Source organism: Streptomyces sp. NPDC088923 (genome assembly GCF_044749745.1).
Classification (GTDB): Bacteria; Actinomycetota; Actinomycetes; order Streptomycetales; family Streptomycetaceae; genus Streptomyces.
The window spans coordinates 632,747-651,447 of sequence record NZ_JBIVIO010000002.1 but is presented as its reverse complement, the minus strand read 5'-3'; the positions used below and the strand labels follow the sequence as shown (position 1 = coordinate 651,447).

Sequence of the window (18,701 nt, the reverse complement as noted above, 5' to 3'; positions counted from 1 at the left end):
AGGCGAAGCGGCGCAGGCGTTCGGGGTCGGCGGCCCACTCGTCGGTGTCTGGCCCCGGGCTTCTTCGCCCGTCGGCTGGAGGGACTGGGCGTACGGGTGGCTGCGCCGCTGGGGGCGGAGTGGAGGGTGGTGGAGCTGGTGTGGGGGCGGTACGAGGCGGGGGCGCGGAGTGCGGAGGTCGGCGCGCGGGATGAGGCGGGGGGGGCGGTTAGGCTGGGGGCGCGGCGTGAGGCGAGGGCGAAGGACTGGCAAAGCGCCCACGAAGCAGCAGGTCGGAAAGGGTGAGCCCCGCAGGCGCGGGGGTGTCCCGCGCTGGCAGCCCGTCGCCGTCACGAAGGAGTGGTGAGCCCCGCAGGCGCGGGGGTGTCCCATGGTGTGCGCCAGGACGTGGAGGGCGGTGCCGTGAGCCCCGCAGGCGCGGGGGTGGTGTCCCGTCTCCTCTCTTCGCGTGTTCTTCGCGCCTCGGACGACTTCGCCGCCCCACGCCACCCAACGCTGCCGGAAACCGGCAGTGACCTCGCGCGATGCCCCTGCGAAGATCCCCCCATGGGACGGACATTCACGTGGCACGCGGGGCTCGCGCTCGGCTTCGGCGCCGTGCTCATCGCGCTCGGGCTGCCCCTCGGGCGGTGGGGCACCGGCGCCGGGTGGCTCGTCGTGGCCGGGTTCGCCGTGGCGCTGCCGGTAGGTGCCGCTGCCGTGTTGCGCGGCGTGTGGGCGAGCGTCGACCGGGCCACGTTGTGGGCCTCGTTCCGCTGTCTGCCGAGGGCGGTACAGGTCGGCTGCGCCGCGCTGGTGCTGGCGGGCTTCCTCGTGACCGCGACGGGCTTCGCGCACCTCGGCGATCTCTCGGACGCACGGGCGGAGCCGAGCGGCTACTCGGCGCTCGACACCCGCACGAAGGACCGGATACGGATCTCCCGGGAGCGTTACGAGGAGGTACAGGCCGCCGAGCGACGCGGCTTCCTCGCCGTGCCTGGCACGCTCCTCGCGGCGAGCGGGACGCTGGTGCTCGCGCTGGGCGAGTGGAACGGGGCCCGTTCGGCCGGGCGTACGGCTGGGGTGGGGCGAACCGAGCGACGGGAATCGGGCGCAGCGCGGCGTGAAGCCGCAGGGCGCGAAAGGTAGGTCCCGCGGGGACCTTCACCCCACCCCCAGCCTCCGGTTCCCCAGCACCGGAATCGCCTCCCGCACCCGCTCCACCTCCGCCACGTCCACGTCCGCGAACACCACCCCCGGCTCCGCCCCCGCCGAGGCCCGCACCGTTCCGTCCGGCCCCGCCAGCAAGCTGTGGCCGATCCCCGTCGGGGCCTTGCCCGAGCGGGGCAGGCCGCTCGTCCCGGGGTCCGCCTGGTCCACCGCCGCCACGTACAGCGTCGCGTCCAGGGCGCGGGCCCGGACCAGGAGTTCCCACTGTTCGCGCTTGCCGGGGCCCGCGCCCCAGGAGGCCGGGAGGAGGCTCAGGACCGCGCCCGCGTCCGCGTGGGCGCGGAAGAGTTCGGGGAAGCGGACGTCGTAGCAGGTCGCGAGGCCCATGCGGATGCCGTCCACGTCGATCGTGACGACCTCGGAGCCCGGCGCGACCGTGGCCGACTCGGCGAAGCCGAAGGCGTCGTAGAGGTGGATCTTGTCGTACGCGGCCTCCACCCCGGGCCCGGTCGCGAGCAGCGTGTTCGTCACGCGCCCGTCCGGGGCCGGCGTGAACATCCCGGCCACCACGGTGATCCCGCACTCGGCCGCGACCTCGCGGACGCCCTGCGCCCACGGCCCGTCGAGCGGCTGCGCCACCGGCCCCAGCGGGATGCCGAAGCACGCCATCGTCGCCTCGGGGAAGACGACGAGCCGGGCGTCTCCCCGGGCGGCCTCACGCGTGCGCTCCCGGACGAGGTCCAGGTTCGCCGCCGGCTCGGGGCCCGAGGTGAGCTGGCCGAGAGCGAGCCTCAGCGGTGTCGTGGTCATGGTCGTACGTCCTCCTCGCGGGCGGCGGCACCGTCAGCCCCCATGGTCGCCCCTGCCCCGCCCGGCCGCACGCATCCGTCCCCGCACCCATCCGTCCCCGCACGCCCCGAGCCGCCGCGCACGCCAGCGGGGCGGCGTGAGGGCTCGACCCCCGCACCGCCCCGCGCCCCGTTTCCTCACACGCCGGAGCGACTGGACCGCCCTGCGACGTCCCTCGGTTCCGGCACGTCCCGCTCCGCACCGGCCCCCGCCCGGGCGTCCGCATCGGCGTCGGCCCCACCGTCCGCCCCGGTCCCCGTCTCCCCCTCGTCCAGAAGCGTCTTCTCGTCGAACGGCAGCTTCCCGGCCAGGACCTGGTCGACGCGCCCCTTGTCGATCTCCTTCGTCCACGTGCCGACGAGCACCGTCGCCACCGCGTTGCCCGCGAAGTTCGTCAGGGCGCGCGCCTCGCTCATGAAGCGGTCGATGCCGACGATCAGGCCGACGCCGTCGACGAGTTCGGGGCGGTGGGACTGGAGGCCGCCCGCGAGCGTCGCGAGCCCCGCTCCCGTGACGCCCGCCGCGCCCTTCGAGGCGATGATCATGAAGACGAGCAGCGAGATCTGCTGGCCGATCGAGAGTGGCTGGTCCATCGCCTCCGCGACGAAGATCGAGGCCATCGTGAGGTAGATGGCGGTGCCGTCGAGGTTGAAGGAGTAGCCCGTCGGGACGGTGATGCCGACGACCGGGCGCGAGACGCCGAGGTGCTCCATCTTCGCGATGAGGCGCGGCAGCGCCGACTCGGACGAGGAGGTGGAGAGGATCAGCAGGAACTCGCGGGCCAGGTACTTCAGGAGCAGCAGGATGTTGACGCGCGCGAAGACCCGCAGCAGCGCGCCGAGGACGAGCACGACGAAGAGCAGGCACGTCACGTAGAAGCCGATCATGATGACCGCGAGCGACTTGAGCGCGTCGACGCCCGTCTCGCCGACCACGGCGGCCATCGCGCCGAAGGCGCCGACCGGGGCCGCCCACATGATCATGGACAGGACGCGGAAGACGAGCTTCTGGAGGTGGCCGATGCCGCGCAGGACCGGCTCGCCGCTCTTGCCGAGCGCCTGGAGCGCGAAGCCGACGAGGAGGGCGACCAGGAGCGTCTGGAGGACCTTCTCGCTCGTGAACGCCGAGACGAGCGTCGTCGGGATGATGCCCAGGAGGAAGTCGACGGTGGACTCGGGGGCCTTCGGCGCCTGCGCGGCGCCCACCTCCCGCACCGACTCGGTCAGGTGGAGGCCCTGGCCCGGCTCCAGGAGGTTGCCGACGAGGATGCCTATCGCGAGCGCCACGGTGGACATCACGAGGAAGTAGCCGAGCGCGAGCCCGCCCACGGCGCCGACCTTCGCGGCCTTGCGGACCGAACCGATGCCGAGCACGATCGTGCAGAAGATGATCGGCGAGATCATCATCTTGATCAGGTTCACGAAGCCGGTACCGAGCGGCTTCAGCTCGACGGCCACACCGGGCGCGGCGAAGCCGAGGACGATCCCGAGGATCACGGCGCCGATCACGGCGAGGTAGAGGTAGTGGCTCTTGTCACGGCGTCCCCGCGCGGCGGGCGGCGGGGTCGCGGGCCCGTGTCCCTCGGGCTCGGGGGCTGCTGCCTCGGTGGCTGACACGGGTTCCTCCTGGTGACGTCGTCGTCCGGGCAGGCGCGGGAGACTGCGGCTCGCTCCGCACGCCGGGCTGCGGCGACTATCCCGTACGGTGTGACCGGCGTCACGGTTTCGGTCATTAAGGTCGCGCGGACCAGCCCCGGAGGCCGCGGACCGCGCCCGGCGTGGGCACACTGTCCCGATGCGTCTCCCCCGTCCCCGGAGCCTGGCCGGTCAGCTCTTCGCGATGCAGGTGCTCCTCGTGGCGCTCGTCGTCGCGGGCTGCGCGCTCTTCACGTACGTGAGCGACCGCCGCCAGGCGCGTACCGCCGCCGAGCGCCAGGCCACCGCCGCCGCGCTCGCGATCGCCGCCGCGCCCACCGTGCGCGAGGCCGTCGGCGCGCCCGACCCGACCCGCACCCTCCAGCCCTACGCGGAGAAGGTCCGCCGCGAGGCCGACCTCACCTTCGTGACGATCATGTCCCCCGAGGGCATCCGCTACACCCACCCGACCCCCGACCGGATCGGCGAGCGCTTCCTCGGGCACCGCGCCGAGGCACTGCGCGGGCGCACGTTCTCGGAGACGTACCGGGGCACGCTCGGGGTCTCGGTACGGGTCGTGACGCCGATCGAGGAGGGCGACCGCGTCACGGGGCTGGTGAGCGCGGGGATAGACGTCACGGCCATCAGCGAACGTCTGCGCCACCAGGTGCTGTTGCTCCTCGTGACGGCGGCGGCGGCACTCCTGCTCGGCGGTACGGGCACGTACGTGGTCAACCAGCGGCTGCGCCGGCACACCCACGGCATGAACGCGACCGAACTCGCCCTCGTGCACGACTACCACGAGGCCGCGCTGCACGCCGTACGGGAAGGGCTGCTCCTGCTCGACGGGCACCGGGCCGTGGCCCTGCTCAACGACGGGGCGCGCGAACTGCTCGGCCTGCCGCCCGGCGCCTATGTCGGGCGGCCCGTCGCGGAGTTGGGGCTGCCGCGCGGGCTCACCGGGGCGCTGCTCGCCTCGGAGCCGCGGGTGGACGAGGTGCACCTCACCGAGGAGCGCGTCCTCGTCGTCAACACCTCGCCCGTCTCGGGCGGTCAGCGCTCGGGGACGATCGTGACCCTGCGGGACCACACGGAACTGCGGGCGCTGATGGGAGAGTTGGATGCCGAGCGGAGTTTCGGCAAGGCGCTGCGGGCGCAGGCGCACGAGGCGGCGAACCGGCTGCACACGGTCGTCTCGCTCGTCGAACTCGGGCGCCCCGAGGAGTCGGTGGAGTTCGCCACGGCCGAACTGGAGCTGGCGCAGGCGCTCACGGACCGCATGACGGGAGCGGTCGGCGAACCGGTCCTGGCCGCACTGCTGTTGGGCCGGACCGCGTACGCGCACGAACACGGCGTCGAGCTCGTCCTCAGCGAGGACAGCGGGCTCGACGACGGGCTGCTCCCCACGAGCCTGCCGCCGCGCGACCTCGTGACGATCCTCGGCAACCTCGTCGACAACGCGGTGGAGGCCGCCCAAGGCACGCCGGGGGCGCGGGTGACGGTCACGGCGCGCGCCGAACACGGAGAGGAACGCGATGAGTTGCTGCTCCGCGTCGCCGACAACGGCCCCGGGCTCGACCCCGAGCACGCCGAGGACGCCTTCCGCGACGGCTGGTCCACGAAGGCCGCCGAGCCGGGCGCGCACGGCCTCGGCCTCGCGCTCGTACGACAGGCGGCGGGGCGCGCGGGCGGGAGCGTGGCCGCACGGCAACGTACGGGCGGGGGAGCGGAGTTCACCGTGAGGCTGCCGCTGCCCGCCGGGGAGGCGACGCGATGAGCGAGCCGATACGCGTCCTCGTCGTCGAGGACGAGGCCGTCGCCGCCGACGCGCACCGCCTTTACGTGGAGCGGGTGCCGGGCTTCACGGTCGCGGCCGTCGCGCACTCTGCGGCCGCCGCGCGCCGCGCCCTGGAGCGCACGCCGATCGACCTCGTGCTCCTCGATCTCTACCTGCCCGACGGGCACGGGCTCCAACTCCTGCGCGGGCTGCGCTCGGCGGGGCACCGCGCGGACGTCATCGCGGTCACCTCCGCGCGGGACCTCGCGGTGGTGCGCGAGGGGGTCTCGCTCGGGGTCGTGCAGTACGTGCTCAAGCCGTTCACGTTCGCGACCCTGCGGGACAGGCTCACGCGGTACGGGGAGTTCAGGGCGGCGGCGGGCGAGGCCGCGGGCCAGGACGACGTGGACCGCGCCCTCGCCGCGCTGCGCGCCCCGCGCCCGGCCGATCCCCCGAAGGGCGTGAGCGCCCCGACCCTGGACCGCGTGACCCAGGCGTTGCGCGCGGCGGGCGAGGACGGGCTCACCGCCCAGTCGACGGCGACACTCGCGGGCCTGTCCCGCATCACGGCCCGCCGCTACCTCGAACACCTCGTCACCGCGGGCCTCGCGACCCGCGCCCCGCGCTACGGGCAGGTGGGGCGCCCGGAGTTGCACTACCGCTGGGAGGCGCGGGGCTGAGCCCTCAGGCGGAGGCGGCCTCGCGCGTGATCCGCTCGAACTGCGCACCCATGGCCTCCGCGAGCGCCTGCGCGCCGGAGAGCGGGCGGACCATCACGGTGAACTCGTCGATCAGGCCTGCCTCGTTCACGTGCAGGAAGTCGCAGCCGGTCAGCTCGCGGTCGCCCACCCGGGTCGCGAAGACGAGGGCGTGGTCGGCTCCGTCCGCCGCGCCGATCTCGCGCACGTACCGGAAGTCCTCGAAGACGCGGAGCACGCCGCGCAGGATCGCGGCGGTGATCGCCCTGCCCTGGTACGGCTTGTGCACGACCGGGCTGGTGAACACGACGTCCTCGGCGAGCAGGGCCTCGATCGCCGCCAGGTCACGGGCCTCCACGGCCGCACGGAACGCGCGCATGCGATCACCTCTCCATCGGGGAACAGCGGTGCCGTCACACTAGTGCGGGCACGGGCCGCGTGACCATGGCCTCCGGCAGCAAAAGTCCAGGTGGCAGGCGTGGGGAAGCCCGTGGCACAGGGGCCGGACTCCGCCCCCGTCCTCCTAGAACACCGACTCCGCCTCTTCCATCCGCTCCCTCGGCACCGTCTTCAGCGCCGTGACCGCCTCCGCGAGCGGGACCATCACGACGTCGGTGCCGCGCAGTGCCGTCATATTGCCGAAGTCGCCCCGGTGGGCGGCCTCCACCGCGTACCAGCCGAAGCGCGTGGCGAGGACGCGGTCGTAGGCGGTCGGGGTGCCGCCGCGCTGGACGTGGCCGAGGATGACCGGGCGGGCCTCCTTGCCGAGGCGCGATTCGAGTTCGTAGGCGAGGGCCGTGCCGATGCCCCGGAAGCGCTCGTGGCCGAACTGGTCGATCTCGCCCTTGCCGTAGTCCATCGTCCCCGCCGCCGGGTGCGCGCCCTCGGCGACGCAGATGACGGCGAACTTCTTGCCGCGCGCGAAACGTTCCTCGACCATCTTCACGAGGTCGGCCGGGTCGAAGGGCCGCTCGGGCAGGCAGATGCCGTGCGCGCCGCCCGCCATGCCCGACTCCAGCGCGATCCAGCCCGCGTGCCGGCCCATGACCTCGACGACCATGACGCGCTGGTGGGACTCGGCCGTGGTCTTGAGGCGGTCGATCGCCTCCGTCGCGACGCCGACGGCGGTGTCGAAGCCGAAGGTGCGGTCGGTCGAGGAGATGTCGTTGTCGATCGTCTTCGGCACCCCGACGACCGGCATCCCGCTCTCCGAGAGCATCCGCGCGGCGGTCAGGGTGCCCTCTCCGCCGATCGGGATGAGGACGTCGATGCCCAGTTCGCGGGCGAGTTCGGGGGCGTTGGCGCAGGCCTCGGCGAGCCGGCCGCGCTCCAGACGGGCCGAGCCGAGGACCGTGCCGCCCCGGGCGAGGATGCCGCTCACCGCGTCGAGGTCGAGTTCGCGGTAGTGCCGGTCGAGCAGCCCCTTGTATCCGTCCTCGAACCCGATCACCTCGTCACCGTGGTGCGTGACGGCGCGGTGCACGACCGACCGGATCACTGCGTTGAGGCCCGGGCAGTCGCCGCCTGCGGTGAGAATTCCGATGCGCATCGTGCTGTTCTCCTGCTCGCTTACTAGAGGTGCGCGGGGGTTGAGAGGACGGGAAGGACGCGAAGAACGCGGATGGACGGTGCGGGTTCCCCCTGAACTCGGGCCGATTCTCGCACGCCCGGGGAAAGCCCGGAACATACGTCCGTCCCGGGGGCGCGCGTTTACCGGTACCGGAGCGGAACAACGGTAGGGGGCGCGCGGAAATACGGGCGCGCCGGGGGCCCGCGCAGGCGGCATACCGAGTGCTGTGGGTAGTGTCAAGGGGGCAGGTTCAGCAGATCAGGTGTTTTTGTCCTATGAGTTCTCCGGCATTCTCTTGCGCTCCGCGCGGGATGCCGAGAACGATTCCGGCGTGCTCTGATGAGTACCCCTGAATTCGTATGAGTAGGGAAACGGAGAAATACCGGTGGCGCGCAGTGTCTATGTGACCGGGACCGACCGGGGAGACGGGCGGCAGGTCGTCGAGCTGGGGGTCATGGAGCTGCTGACCCGCCGGGTCGACCGGGTCGCGGTCTTCCGGCCGCTCGTCCACGACGGCCCGGACCGCATGTACGAACTGTTCCGCGAGCGCTACCGGCTCTCACAGCCGCCCGACTCGGTCTTCGGGATGCACTACGCGCGGGCGAGCGCGCTCCAGGCCGAGCAGGGCCTGGACGAACTCGTCTCGCGGCTCGTGGAGGACTACCAGCGGCTCGCCGCCGAGTACGACGCCGTCCTCGTCATCGGCACGGACTTCGCGCACACCCAGCTCCCCGACGAGCTGGGCTTCAACGCGCGGCTCGCCAACGAGTTCGGGGCCTTCGTGCTGCCCGTCGTGGGCGGCAAGGAGCAGTCGGCCGAATCGGTGCGCTCCGAGGCGCACAACGCCTACCACGCCTACGCGGGCCGCGGCTGCGACGTCCTCGCGATGATCGTGAACCGGGTCGCGCCCGCCGACCGCGACCTCGTGCAGGAGCGCCTCACGGGCCGGGTCGGCGTGCCCGTGTACGTGCTGCCCGACGAGCCGAGCCTGTCGGCACCCACCGTCGCGCAGATCACGCACACGCTCGGCGGAACGGTTCTGCTGGGCGACGAGGCGGGACTCTCGCGCGACGCGCTCGACTTCGTCTTCGGCGGCGCGACGCTGCCGAACTTCCTGCACGCCCTCACCCCCGGCTGCCTCGTCGTGACCCCGGGCGACCGCTCGGACCTCGTCGTGGGCGCGCTCGCCGCGCACTCGGCCTCCTCCCCGGCCATCGCGGGCGTCCTTCTGACCCTCGGTGAGCGCCCTGACCAGGGGATACTGCATCTCGCCGGGCAGCTCGCCCCGGGCACCCCCATCGTCTCGGTGCCCGGCAACAGCTTCCCGACCGCGACCGAGCTGTACACCCTCGAAGGGCGCCTCGGCGCCGCGACCCCGCGCAAGACGGAGACCGCGCTCGGTCTCTTCGAGCGCTGGGTCAACGGTCCGGCGCTCCTGGACCGCATCCGCGTCGCGGGCAGCGGCCGGGTCACGCCGATGATGTTCGCGCACAAGCTCATCGAGCAGGCCCGCGCGCGAAACAGCCGCGTGGTGCTCCCGGAGGGCACCGAGGAGCGCGTGCTGCGCGCGGCCGACATCCTGCTGCGCCGCTCGGTGTGCGCGCTGACGCTGCTCGGGGACCCCGCGGTGATCCGCAAGAAGGCCGCCGACCTCGGCGTGGACGTCGAGGGCGCCGAGCTGCTCGACCCGCACGACTCCGAGCTGCGCGGCCGCTTCGCGCGCGAGTACGCCGGGCTGCGCGCGCACAAGGGCGTGACGGAGGAGCTGGCGCACGACGTCGTCGCCGACGTCAACTACTTCGGGACGCTCATGGTGCGGGCCGGGCTCGCCGACGGCATGGTCTCGGGGGCGGTGCACTCGACGGCGGCGACGATCCGCCCGGCCTTCGAGGTCATCAAGACCCGCCCGGACGCGAGGCTCGTCTCCTCGGCCTTCTTCATGTGCCTGGCCGACAAGGTCCTCGTCTACGCGGACTGCGCCGTCAACCCCGACCCGGACGCCGAGCAGCTCGCGGACATCGCGATCCAGTCGGCGGCCACGGCCGCGGCCTTCGGCGTCGAGCCGCGTATCGCGATGCTCTCGTACTCGACGGGCACCTCCGGCTCGGGCGCGGACGTCGACAAGGTGCGGCGGGCGACGGAGCTGGTACGGGCCGAGCGCCCCGATCTGCTCATCGAGGGCCCGATCCAGTACGACGCGGCCGTCGATCCGTCCGTCGCCGCGACGAAGCTGCCCGACTCGCCGGTGGCGGGGCGCGCGACGGTGCTGATCTTCCCGGACCTGAACACGGGCAACAACACGTACAAGGCCGTGCAGCGCTCGGCGGGAGCGGTCGCCGTCGGGCCGGTCCTCCAGGGCCTGCGCAAGCCCGTCAACGACCTCTCGCGCGGCGCGCTCGTCGAGGACATCGTGAACACGGTCGCCATCACGGCGATCCAGGCGGGGCAGACGGAGAACGCGGACTGAGCGCCGTAGCGTGCCGCTGTCCCCCGCCCCCGCCCCTCTCCCGGAAGGCCCCCCGTGTCCGCCTCACCCACTCGCGTGCTCGTCCTCAACTCCGGTTCCTCCTCGGTCAAGTACCAGCTCCTCGACATGCGGGACGAGTCGCGGCTCGCGACCGGTCTCGTGGAGCGGATCGGGGAGCGCACCTCACGCGTCGAGCACACCCTTCTGACCGGCTCGGAGCCGCAGACGCGGTCCCGTGAGGGCCGCGTCTCCGATCACGACGAGGCCCTCGACGCGGTCGCCGCCGAGCTGTCCCGCGACGGGCTCGGGCTCGACTCGCCCGAGCTGCTCGCGGTGGGGCACCGCATCGTGCACGGCGGGCGGCTCTTCGACGGGCCGACGCTCGTGGACTGGCACGTGGAGCGCGAGATCGAGCGGCTCATCCCTGTCGCCCCGCTGCACAACCCGGCGGGTCTCGCCGGCATCCGTACCGCGCGGCGCCTGAATCCCTCGCTGCCGCAGGTCGCCGTCTTCGACACCGCCTTCCACGCGCACATGCCCGAGGAGGCCTCGCGGTACGCGCTCGACACCGCCGTCGCCGAGGCGCACCGCATCCGCCGCTACGGAGCGCACGGCACCTCGCACCAGTACGTCTCGCGCGCGACCGCGGAGCTGCTCGGGCGGCCCTACGAGGAGACGAACACGATCGTCCTGCACCTGGGCAACGGGGCCTCGGCCGCCGCGGTGCGCGGGGGCCGCAGTGTGGACACCTCGATGGGGCTGACCCCCTTGGAGGGGCTCGTGATGGGCACCCGGTCGGGGGACATCGACCCCGCGGTGGTCTTCCACCTGATGCGGAACGCGAACATGTCGGCCGAGGATGTGGATGTGCTGCTGAACAAGAAGAGCGGCCTGTACGGCCTGTGCGGTGACAACGACATGCGCGAGATCACCCGCAGGGCGGACGAGGGCGACCGCACCGCGCGGCTCGCCTTCGACGTGTACGTCCACCGGCTGCGCAAGTACATCGGCGCCTACACGGCCGTCCTCGGCCGCGTCGACGCGCTCGCCTTCACGGCGGGCGTGGGCGAGAACTCGGCGCCCGTGCGCGCCGCGGCCGTGGAGGGGCTGACCGGTCTCGGGCTCGCCGTGGACCCGGAGCGCAACGCGGTGCGCGGGAAGCGGGCCCGGGTCATCTCGCCGCAGGGAACGCCCGTCGCCGTCGCCGTCGTACCGACCGACGAGGAACTGGAGATCTCGCGGCAGACGTACCGAATCGTCACGGAAGGAGGTGCGCGGGGCTGAATTCACGCGGGGCTGCCGCACCGCGATTTCCGTACGCGTTTCCGGTCCGTTTTCACGGTATTCCGGGCGGCCCACCTGAGCGCGGCGGTGCCCATGTGTCGCGTTCTCCGGCGGTTCCCGCACCGCGGGAAACCCTTTCGTCTGAGCGGCCCCGCGCCCATGTGTTCTTCCGGTAGTCCGTTAATCCCGCCCCGAAACAAACCGATAGGATTTGCCTCATGCGCCGTTCCAAAATCGTCTGCACTCTCGGTCCAGCGGTCGACTCGTACGATCAGCTGAAGGCCCTTATCGAAGCCGGCATGAACGTGGCCCGGCTCAACATGAGCCACGGCTCGCACGAAGAACACCTCGGGCGTTACCAGCGCGTCCGCAAGGCCGCCGCCGACACCGGCAGGACCGTCGGGGTCCTCTTCGACCTCCAGGGCCCGAAGATCCGCCTGGAGACCTTCGCCGACGGTCCCGTGGAGCTCGTGCGCGGCGACGAGTTCACCATCACCGTCGAGGACGTGCAGGGCGACCGCACGATCTGCGGCACGACGTACAAGGGCCTCCCGGGCGACGTCGCCAAGGGCGACCCGATCCTCATCAACGACGGCAACGTCGAGCTGAAGGTCACCTCGGTCGAGGGCCCCAAGGTCCACACCATCGTCATCGAGGGCGGCGTGGTCTCCGACCACAAGGGCATCAACCTGCCCGGCGCGGCCGTGAACGTCCCCGCGCTCTCCGAGAAGGACGTCGAGGACCTCCGTTTCGCGCTGCGCACCGGGGCCGACATGATCGCGCTCTCCTTCGTGCGCGACGCCTCGGACGTCAAGGACGTCCACAAGATCATGGACGAGGAGGGCAAGCGCCTCCCCGTCATCGCGAAGGTCGAGAAGCCGCAGGCCGTCGCGAACATGGAGGAGGTCGTCCTCGCCTTCGACGCCGTCATGGTGGCGCGCGGCGACCTCGCCGTGGAGTACCCGCTGGAGAAGGTCCCGCTGGTGCAGAAGCGCCTCGTGGAGATGTGCCGGCGCAACGCGAAGCCGGTGGTCGTGGCGACCCAGATGATGGAGTCCATGATCACCAACTCGCGCCCGACGCGCGCCGAGGCGAGCGACGTCGCGAACGCGATCCTGGACGGAGCGGACGCGGTCATGCTCTCGGCCGAGTCGAGCGTGGGCGCGTACCCGATCGAGACCGTCAAGACGATGTCGAAGATCGTCACGGCGGCCGAGGACGCGCTGCTCTCGCAGGGCCTCAAGCCGCTCGACGAGGGCAAGAAGCCGCGCACGCAGAGCGGTTCGGTCGCCCGTGCCGCCGCCGAGATCGCGGACTTCCTCGACGCGGACGCGCTGGTCGCCTTCACGCAGTCCGGTGACACCGCGCGCCGCCTGGCCCGTTACCGCACCGCGCAGCCGGTCCTCGCCTTCACGACGGACGAGTCGACCCGCAACCAGCTCGCGCTGAGCTGGGGCGTGACCCCGTACCTCGTGCCGCACGTGGACACGACGGACGCGATGGTCGACCTCGTGGACGCCGAGACGGTGAAGCTGGGCTCGCTCAAGAACGGCGACACCGTGGTCATCACGGCGGGCTCGCCCCCCGGCGTCCCCGGCTCGACCAACCTCGTCCGGGTCCACCACCTGGGCGACAACCAGCAGGGCTGAGCAGGGCTCCGCGCGGGACGGAACGGCACGCGAGAGGGGCGCCCCACGGTTTTCCGGGGGGCGCCCCTCTCGCGTGGGCGGCCGGGCGGGCTCAGCTGCCGCTCTGGTCCAGGTAGTTGTGCAGGCCCGGAATGGTGAGCGTGCCGCCGAACTGGCCGGCCTGGACGACCGTGGCGTCCGTGAAGAACAGCTCGGGCAGGGTCAGCGGCGGCGGGCTGTCGGGCGTGAAGTCGACCGGGAGGAGGCCGAGCAGCTTCCCCTTCAGCTCCTCCGTGTACATCGTGACCTTGCCGTCGCGGATCGTCGACGTGGAGCCCGGGGCGCCCTTGACGTGCGTCGTGTACGCGCCGGGGCCCACGGCCGTCTGGTGCAGGTCCTTGATGTCGATGCCGGTCGCGGTGAACTTGAGGACGTTCTTGACCTTGCCGCTCGGCGTGCGCACCTTGACGATCCCGTCGTAACCGAGCCCGTGCAGGCTCAGCTTGGTGGTGTGCAGCGTCCAGGGGTCCTCGGCGACGCGCGGGAAGCTCTCGTCCACGTCGGCGTCGGCGAGCGCCTTCGCGTCGTGCGTGGGGCAGGGGTAGGGCTCGGGCCCGTCGCCCTTGGCCGCGTCCCCCTCCTCGGCCTTCCCGCCCTGCGCGCCCTTGGCGTTCTGCTCCCCCGCCTTGCGGGCGCCCTCGGCTATGTCCTCCTCGGAGGCACCGGCGGCGCGCGCGGCGTCGCTGAGGTCGTCCTTGAGGGTACGGGGCTTGGTCGCGTCGCCCTCGGCCCCGTCCGTCGTGGCCTTGCCGTCCGCCGCCTTGGAGTCGGCGGACTTGTCATCCGCCTTTGAGTCCGCGTCCTTCGCGTCCGCGTCCTCGGGGTCCGCCGCCTTGTCGTCCGCCGCCTTGTCATCCGCCACGGGCTTCTCCTCGCCGGAGGCGTCCGCGTCCTCGTCCTTCTGTTCCTTCGGCGTGAAGAGGTCCTTGAGGGCGCCGCCGAGGCCCAGCGGGTCGAGCGGGTTCTTCGTCTCGGAGGCGCTGGGCGAGGGGCTCGACGAGGGCTCGTCCTCCGCCTTCTTCGCGCTCTTCGCCTCGGGGCTCGCGTCCGCCTTGTCCTGCGCGGTGGCGGTGGTGCCCGAGCCGTCCTCGGCCTTGGCCTCGGTTCCGTCCTTGGCACCGTCCTTCGCGCCGTCCTTGGCACCGTCCTTCGCCTCGTCCGAGGCGGAGGCGTTCGGCGTCGCGGAGGGCGAGGGCGAGGCGCCCGGGCTCGTGCTCGTCGAGGGCGAGGGCGAGGGCTTCGTGGAGGCGGAGGCGGACCCGGAGGGCTCCTGGCCCGGCTCGTCGGAGCGGGTCACGCAGGGGCCCGGCGCGAAGGGCAGGTCGGTCTTGTCGTCGGCGAGCGCGAGGCGCGGGGTGAGCCCCATGCCGACGAAGACGGCCGTCGGCATGGCCGCCAGCGCCATCGCCTTGCCCGCGGGTATCCGGAACTTGGTCAGGACCGACTTGCGCGGCGCCGCGTGCCGGGGACCCGATCTGCGCTCCTCCCCCGGGTGCAGCTCGTCATTCGGCACGGTGCCCACCACCGTCGGCGAGGTGCGCGAAGGGCCGCCCGCCGTCCCCGGCCGGGGCGTCGTCCCCGGCGGGTCCGGGCTGCCGCGGCAGTACGGAGCCGGGGCCCGCGTCGGGGCCGCCCTGGCCCTCGGGGGCGGGGTCGCCACTCGGGTCGCCCGCCGGGTCACCGGCCTTGGTCTTCCTCGACGGGCCCTTCTTGTCCGCGACCCAGGAGAGGGCCAGACCGCCGCCGAAGAGGGCGAGGAGGAAGCCGACAACGAGACCGCCGACATTGGACAGGGGCAGCGAGACCAGGCCGAGCAGGATCGTGGCGACGCCGGCGAAGACCCGTACCTGCACCTGGTACCACATCGTCAGGCCGAGCGTGATGAGCAGCACCCCGATGATGAGGGAACTGGCACCGGCCGTCGTCCCCACGATGAACTGAAGGCTCCCCAGCTTGGGGTTGTTGTACGGAACGTAGATGATCGGGATGCCGCTGAGCAGCGTGAGCAGACCGGCCCAGAAGGGCCGGGTGCCCCGCCAGTGGTGAAAGCGGATTCGCCAGTCGTGCACTCGGTGGCTCAGCCCTGGGGACTCGGCGCTCATGGAAAACAGCTCCCTGGAACCGGCTGTACGTGGATGGAGGGGTGACGGGCGCCCGCGAGTGGGCGGGGGACGCGGGAGAACCGCCCCGTACCCCGCGCGGAGGTCGTCCGCGACAGAGGGGTGGCGCACCGTGGGCGGCCCGGCCGGACCACACCGCCCACGGTCACGCGGTCAGCGTGTGGCGGGAGGGCCGCCCTGGGGCGCTCCCTCGACTCGTCCGCCGGGAGTGCTCAGTAGCACTCCTTGACACCCTTGTGCAGCTTCATGTTGAGCCCGCTCAGCCTGAAGCTCCCGGCCGTGGTGGCCCAGGCGGTCTGCTTGACGTTCTTGATCGAGGCGTGCTCGGCCTGCTGCGCGAAGGCGCCGGGGTTGGTCCCCTCGGCGTTCTTCGGGCCACGGCTCTGCGCACCGGCGGCCACGCCGATGTCGATGTTCGAGAACGTCGCGTCACCGGACAACTCGTCCAGGTCCACGTACAGGTTGTCGGCGTGCGCGGGAGTACCGCCGCCACCGGCCTTGAGCTGGAGCGTGATCGTGCCGACGAGCGGCACGTTCGGCGTCACGACCGACTGGCACATGTTGTACAGGTCGGCGCTCTTGAACGAGGAGACGGCAACGGCGTGCCCGGTCTTCTCGTCCGGGCCGCGGTCCATACCGCCGTACTGGGCGAAGCCATCACCCTCGAGCTTGTCCGCCGAGACCTTGAACTGCTGGCCCGACACACTGAACGAGGCCGCGAGCGCGCCCTGCGCCACCGCGACCCCGATCGCCGCCGTGGCAGCGACACCCGGGACCATGACGACGGCGAAACGACGCCATCTGGTCCCGCCACGAGCGACAGATTCCATGATTTCCTCCTTCTCGGACGTACATCCCGGGCCCGTACCGGCCGCCGCTTCGGCGGCGGCGGTGGGCAGGGATGGGAGAAGCGCTACGTCCTCGGGAAGAAGCGCCGGGGAATGGCCGCGCGTGAAGCGCGGCGATCTCCGGCGATCACCCCCGAGCGACAACCACTTGGCCGCGCCTTCACGCAACCCGTGGACAGGCCCCGCCGACCGGCGGAGACCCCCCTGTCCCGGCCGGCGCCCGCGAGGACTCCGGCCCACCCGGTGGGGACCCATGAACCCCCGGGCGCCGATTGGCTGTCGGACCGGAGGCAGTGGACCGAGCGTGCCCGATCGTGGTGCATTCGGCGGTCGGGCACAAGGGGTTCGTTACTGACTAGTAACGCCGACATGACCGCGAGGCATCGGCCGCGCTCCCCCGCCGCACGGAAAGTCGCTTCGCACAAGGGCGCATAACGGGACATCACCGCACGACGAGCGACGGAAGGTCGGGCTCCTCTTACTGCAAGTAACAGCACCCCCTCTTTGCCAAGTTTTGGCAAAGAGGGGGTGCTCAGGTCGCCGTGTCGCCAAATCCACCGGGGCACGGAGCAAGGGGCATATGCCCGGTTACCCGCCTAGAAGAGCACGCGCGCGAGAGCCTGACGGGCCGCCACGACGCGCGGGTCGTCGGGGCCGACCACCTCGAAGAGGTCGAGGAGCCGGAGGCGGACGGTGTCCCGCTCCTCCCCGAAGACCTGGCGGACGGTGTCGACGAGGCGCCCGAAGGCGTCCTCGACGTGGCCGCCCGCGAGGTCGAGATCGGCCGCCGCGAGCTGCGCGGACACGTCCTTGGGGCGCTCCGCGGCCTCGCCGCGGACCTTCGCCGGGTCGAGTTCGGAGACCCGGCGCAGAAGCTCGGCCTGCGCGAGCCCGAGCTTGGCCTCCGTATTGGCCGGGTCCTCGCTCAGGACGTTGCGGTAGGCCTGGACGGCGCCCGCGAAGTCGCCGGTGTCGAGGGCGTCCACGGCGGCCTGGAGGAGGTGGTCGTAGGGGCCCGCGGGCTCCTCCTCGGCCGGGGCCCGCTCGGCGGCGGAGGCGTCGACCTGGATACCGGTGAGGCCGAAGCGCTCCTCGCCGACCTGGATGAGCTGGTCGAGGATCTGGCGGATCTGCTCCTCGGGCGCGGCGCCCTGGAAGAGCGGGAGCGCCTGGCCCGCGACGACGGCGAAGACGGCGGGGATGCCCTGGACACCGAACTGCTGGAGGAGCATCTGGTTCGCCTCGGCGTCGACACGCGCGAGGACGAACCGGCCGTTGTACTCGACGGCGAGGCGTTCGAGGACGGCGCTCAGCGCTGCCGAGGGCTCGGCACGCGGGACCTGGAAGTCGATGACGACGGGGACTTCGGTGGAGAGCTGGAGCACCTCGCGCTCGAAGCCCGCCTCGTCGACGTCGATGACGAGCCCCGAGGGCGGGACCGCTCCCGTGTCGCCCGCGCGGGCACGCTCGGCGCGGGCCTGCTCGGCCTTGGCCTTGGCCTCCTGGGCCGCCTTCACCGCGGCGAGGTCGACGACCCCGCTCATGGACATGTTCCGTGGCTGCATGCGCCCATCCTCCCCCTTCCGCCGCCACGGCGGAAAAGCCAGGTGCAGGATGCACCGGCTCTCCGCGCACTCGCCCGGGGGCGGACCGTTCTCCAGCCCGTACGAAGTCACCCGTACGGGGTGTGCGCACCACGCGGGGCGGCGGGTGCGGCACGAGTTACCCGGGGTCCCCACCCCGGGTGCGGTTGTCGCTCGAAGCGTTCCCGCGCGGGGCGGGGAGCTTTTCGCTACGCGTCGTAGCGTAACTCCTGAGTCCGCCGGGCGCGTGGTGATCTCGTTCACACCCCGCAGTGCTACTGGCCGGTATGGTCACGCCATGCCCGCCTCCGACCTCCCTCCGTCCGGCGCGACACCCGCAGCGACCTCCTCCCCGGCCCCGCCACCCGACCGGCACCGCTCGGGGCGGCCCCGCAGCGCGGCGGCCGATGCCGCGATCCTCGCCGCGACGCGCGAGGTGCTCGTCGAGTCGGGCTGGTCGGGGCTGGCGCTCGGGGACGTCGCCGCGCGCGCGGGGGTCGCGAAGACCACGCTCTACCGGCGCTGGGCGGGCAAGAACGAACTCGTCGTGGACGCGGTCGCCGTGCTCTTCGACGAACTCGAACTCCCGGACTGCGGGAGCCTCGCGGGCGACGTCTCGGCCGTCGTGCTGCGCTTCGCGCGGCTCCTGGAGCGCCCCGAGACCCGTACCTCCCTCATGGCCGTCATCGCCGAGTCGACCCGCGACGAGGCGCTGCGCGACCGTATCCGCTCCGCCATCGTCGACCGGCAGAAACGTCTCGTCCTGCTGGGCCGCCGCCGCGCCCAGGAGCGCGGCGAGATCCCCCGCGACCCCGACCCCGTCTCGGCGGCCCGCAACGCGGACCTCATCTTCGACGTCATCGCGGGCACGGTCGTGCACCGGGCGCTGGTGAGCGCGGAGCCGGTGGACGAGGAGTGGTCGCGGCGCCTCGCGGCCCTGCTCGTCGAGGGCCTGGAGGGCTGAGCGTCCCGTGCGGCGGCGGGCGGCCCCGGACCGGCCGGGTGGTAGGGGCGTTCCTGGGGTCGAAGGTGCC

15 protein-coding genes are annotated in these 18,701 nt (G+C 72.4%); 7 read left to right on the top strand and 8 right to left on the bottom strand.

Annotated elements, in window-relative coordinates:
- Nucleotides 1-546 precede the first annotated feature (546 nt).
- Nucleotides 547-1,128, top strand: a complete 582-nt coding sequence (locus ACIP4O_RS14130; protein ID WP_401574724.1) for a hypothetical protein — start codon at nucleotides 547-549, stop codon at nucleotides 1,126-1,128.
- 15 nt (nucleotides 1,129-1,143) lie between these two features.
- Here ACIP4O_RS14130 and ACIP4O_RS14125 read toward each other — a convergent pair whose 3' ends face one another.
- Both ACIP4O_RS14125 and ACIP4O_RS14120 read right to left on the bottom strand, forming a co-directional pair.
- Entirely contained in the window at nucleotides 1,144-1,944 is an 801-nt protein-coding gene (locus tag ACIP4O_RS14125; protein WP_401574945.1) for a carbon-nitrogen hydrolase family protein, read from the bottom strand.
- Nucleotides 1,945-2,135: 191 nt separating this feature from the next.
- Nucleotides 2,136-3,614: a cation:dicarboxylate symporter family transporter gene (locus tag ACIP4O_RS14120; RefSeq protein ID WP_401574722.1), complete on the bottom strand. Its 1,479-nt coding sequence runs from the start codon at nucleotides 3,612-3,614 to the stop codon at nucleotides 2,136-2,138.
- A gap of 178 nt (nucleotides 3,615-3,792) precedes the next feature.
- Here ACIP4O_RS14120 and ACIP4O_RS14115 point away from each other — a divergent pair, with 178 nt between their 5' ends.
- Both ACIP4O_RS14115 and ACIP4O_RS14110 read left to right on the top strand, forming a co-directional pair.
- Nucleotides 3,793-5,409 carry an ATP-binding protein gene (locus tag ACIP4O_RS14115; protein ID WP_401574721.1) on the top strand — a complete coding sequence of 539 codons (1,617 nt, stop codon included), beginning with the start codon at nucleotides 3,793-3,795 and terminating at the stop codon, nucleotides 5,407-5,409.
- Nucleotides 5,406-6,089 carry a response regulator gene (locus tag ACIP4O_RS14110; RefSeq protein WP_401574719.1) on the top strand — a complete coding sequence of 228 codons (684 nt, stop codon included), beginning with the start codon at nucleotides 5,406-5,408 and terminating at the stop codon, nucleotides 6,087-6,089. Before ACIP4O_RS14115 ends, ACIP4O_RS14110 begins: the two co-directional genes overlap by 4 nt.
- A 4-nt stretch (nucleotides 6,090-6,093) precedes the next feature.
- Here the strand turns inward: ACIP4O_RS14110 and ACIP4O_RS14105 are convergent, their stop codons facing one another.
- Together ACIP4O_RS14105 and ACIP4O_RS14100 are read right to left on the bottom strand one after the other, a co-directional pair.
- Entirely contained in the window at nucleotides 6,094-6,486 is a 393-nt protein-coding gene (locus ACIP4O_RS14105) for a nuclear transport factor 2 family protein (protein WP_401574718.1), read from the bottom strand.
- A gap of 144 nt (nucleotides 6,487-6,630) precedes the next feature.
- Complete coding sequence (locus tag ACIP4O_RS14100) at nucleotides 6,631-7,656, bottom strand: ATP-dependent 6-phosphofructokinase (RefSeq protein WP_164282499.1); 1,026 nt, start codon at nucleotides 7,654-7,656, stop codon at nucleotides 6,631-6,633.
- A gap of 406 nt (nucleotides 7,657-8,062) precedes the next feature.
- Here ACIP4O_RS14100 and pta point away from each other — a divergent pair, with 406 nt between their 5' ends.
- The 3 genes from pta to pyk all read left to right on the top strand — a co-directional run bounded on the left by pta (nucleotide 8,063) and on the right by pyk (nucleotide 13,077).
- Nucleotides 8,063-10,144, top strand: a complete 2,082-nt coding sequence (gene pta, locus ACIP4O_RS14095) for a phosphate acetyltransferase (RefSeq protein ID WP_361333618.1) — start codon at nucleotides 8,063-8,065, stop codon at nucleotides 10,142-10,144.
- A 54-nt stretch (nucleotides 10,145-10,198) separates the two neighbouring features.
- Nucleotides 10,199-11,428 (top strand): acetate kinase, encoded by a 1,230-nt coding sequence (locus ACIP4O_RS14090; protein ID WP_401574717.1) that lies wholly within the window; start codon nucleotides 10,199-10,201, stop codon nucleotides 11,426-11,428.
- Between the two features lie 218 nt (nucleotides 11,429-11,646).
- Nucleotides 11,647-13,077: a pyruvate kinase gene (gene pyk / locus ACIP4O_RS14085; protein ID WP_401574716.1), complete on the top strand. Its 1,431-nt coding sequence runs from the start codon at nucleotides 11,647-11,649 to the stop codon at nucleotides 13,075-13,077.
- A gap of 91 nt (nucleotides 13,078-13,168) precedes the next feature.
- Here the strand turns inward: pyk and ACIP4O_RS14080 are convergent, their stop codons facing one another.
- The 4 genes from ACIP4O_RS14080 to ACIP4O_RS14065 all read right to left on the bottom strand — a co-directional run bounded on the left by ACIP4O_RS14080 (nucleotide 13,169) and on the right by ACIP4O_RS14065 (nucleotide 17,649).
- Entirely contained in the window at nucleotides 13,169-14,629 is a 1,461-nt protein-coding gene (locus ACIP4O_RS14080) for a hypothetical protein (RefSeq protein ID WP_401574715.1), read from the bottom strand.
- Nucleotides 14,619-15,218 carry a DUF6114 domain-containing protein gene (locus tag ACIP4O_RS14075; RefSeq protein ID WP_401574714.1) on the bottom strand — a complete coding sequence of 200 codons (600 nt, stop codon included), beginning with the start codon at nucleotides 15,216-15,218 and terminating at the stop codon, nucleotides 14,619-14,621. Before ACIP4O_RS14075 ends, ACIP4O_RS14080 begins: the two co-directional genes overlap by 11 nt.
- A 230-nt stretch (nucleotides 15,219-15,448) precedes the next feature.
- Entirely contained in the window at nucleotides 15,449-16,066 is a 618-nt protein-coding gene (locus tag ACIP4O_RS14070; protein ID WP_401574713.1) for a DUF6230 family protein, read from the bottom strand.
- 614 nt (nucleotides 16,067-16,680) lie between these two features.
- Nucleotides 16,681-17,649 (bottom strand): tetratricopeptide repeat protein, encoded by a 969-nt coding sequence (locus ACIP4O_RS14065; protein ID WP_361333635.1) that lies wholly within the window; start codon nucleotides 17,647-17,649, stop codon nucleotides 16,681-16,683.
- Between the two features lie 316 nt (nucleotides 17,650-17,965).
- Here ACIP4O_RS14065 and ACIP4O_RS14060 point away from each other — a divergent pair, with 316 nt between their 5' ends.
- Entirely contained in the window at nucleotides 17,966-18,631 is a 666-nt protein-coding gene (locus tag ACIP4O_RS14060; RefSeq protein ID WP_361333638.1) for a TetR/AcrR family transcriptional regulator, read from the top strand.
- The last annotated feature ends 70 nt before the right edge of the window (nucleotides 18,632-18,701 follow it).

What these genes read in the sequence shown, in the direction of transcription:
- ACIP4O_RS14070 (WP_401574713.1), bottom strand. Translation starts at nt 16,066, where the DNA reads ATGGAATCTGTCGCTCGTGGCGGGACCAGATGGCGTCGTTTCGCCGTC.
- ACIP4O_RS14105 (WP_401574718.1), bottom strand. Translation starts at nt 6,486, where the DNA reads ATGCGCGCGTTCCGTGCGGCCGTGGAGGCCCGTGACCTGGCGGCGATC.
- ACIP4O_RS14075 (WP_401574714.1), bottom strand. Translation starts at nt 15,218, where the DNA reads ATGAGCGCCGAGTCCCCAGGGCTGAGCCACCGAGTGCACGACTGGCGA.
- ACIP4O_RS14065 (WP_361333635.1), bottom strand. Translation starts at nt 17,649, where the DNA reads ATGCAGCCACGGAACATGTCCATGAGCGGGGTCGTCGACCTCGCCGCG.
- ACIP4O_RS14100 (WP_164282499.1), bottom strand. Translation starts at nt 7,656, where the DNA reads ATGCGCATCGGAATTCTCACCGCAGGCGGCGACTGCCCGGGCCTCAAC.
- ACIP4O_RS14130 (WP_401574724.1), top strand. Translation starts at nt 547, where the DNA reads ATGGGACGGACATTCACGTGGCACGCGGGGCTCGCGCTCGGCTTCGGC.
- ACIP4O_RS14110 (WP_401574719.1), top strand. Translation starts at nt 5,406, where the DNA reads ATGAGCGAGCCGATACGCGTCCTCGTCGTCGAGGACGAGGCCGTCGCC.
- ACIP4O_RS14115 (WP_401574721.1), top strand. Translation starts at nt 3,793, where the DNA reads ATGCGTCTCCCCCGTCCCCGGAGCCTGGCCGGTCAGCTCTTCGCGATG.
- pyk (WP_401574716.1), top strand. Translation starts at nt 11,647, where the DNA reads ATGCGCCGTTCCAAAATCGTCTGCACTCTCGGTCCAGCGGTCGACTCG.
- ACIP4O_RS14060 (WP_361333638.1), top strand. Translation starts at nt 17,966, where the DNA reads ATGCCCGCCTCCGACCTCCCTCCGTCCGGCGCGACACCCGCAGCGACC.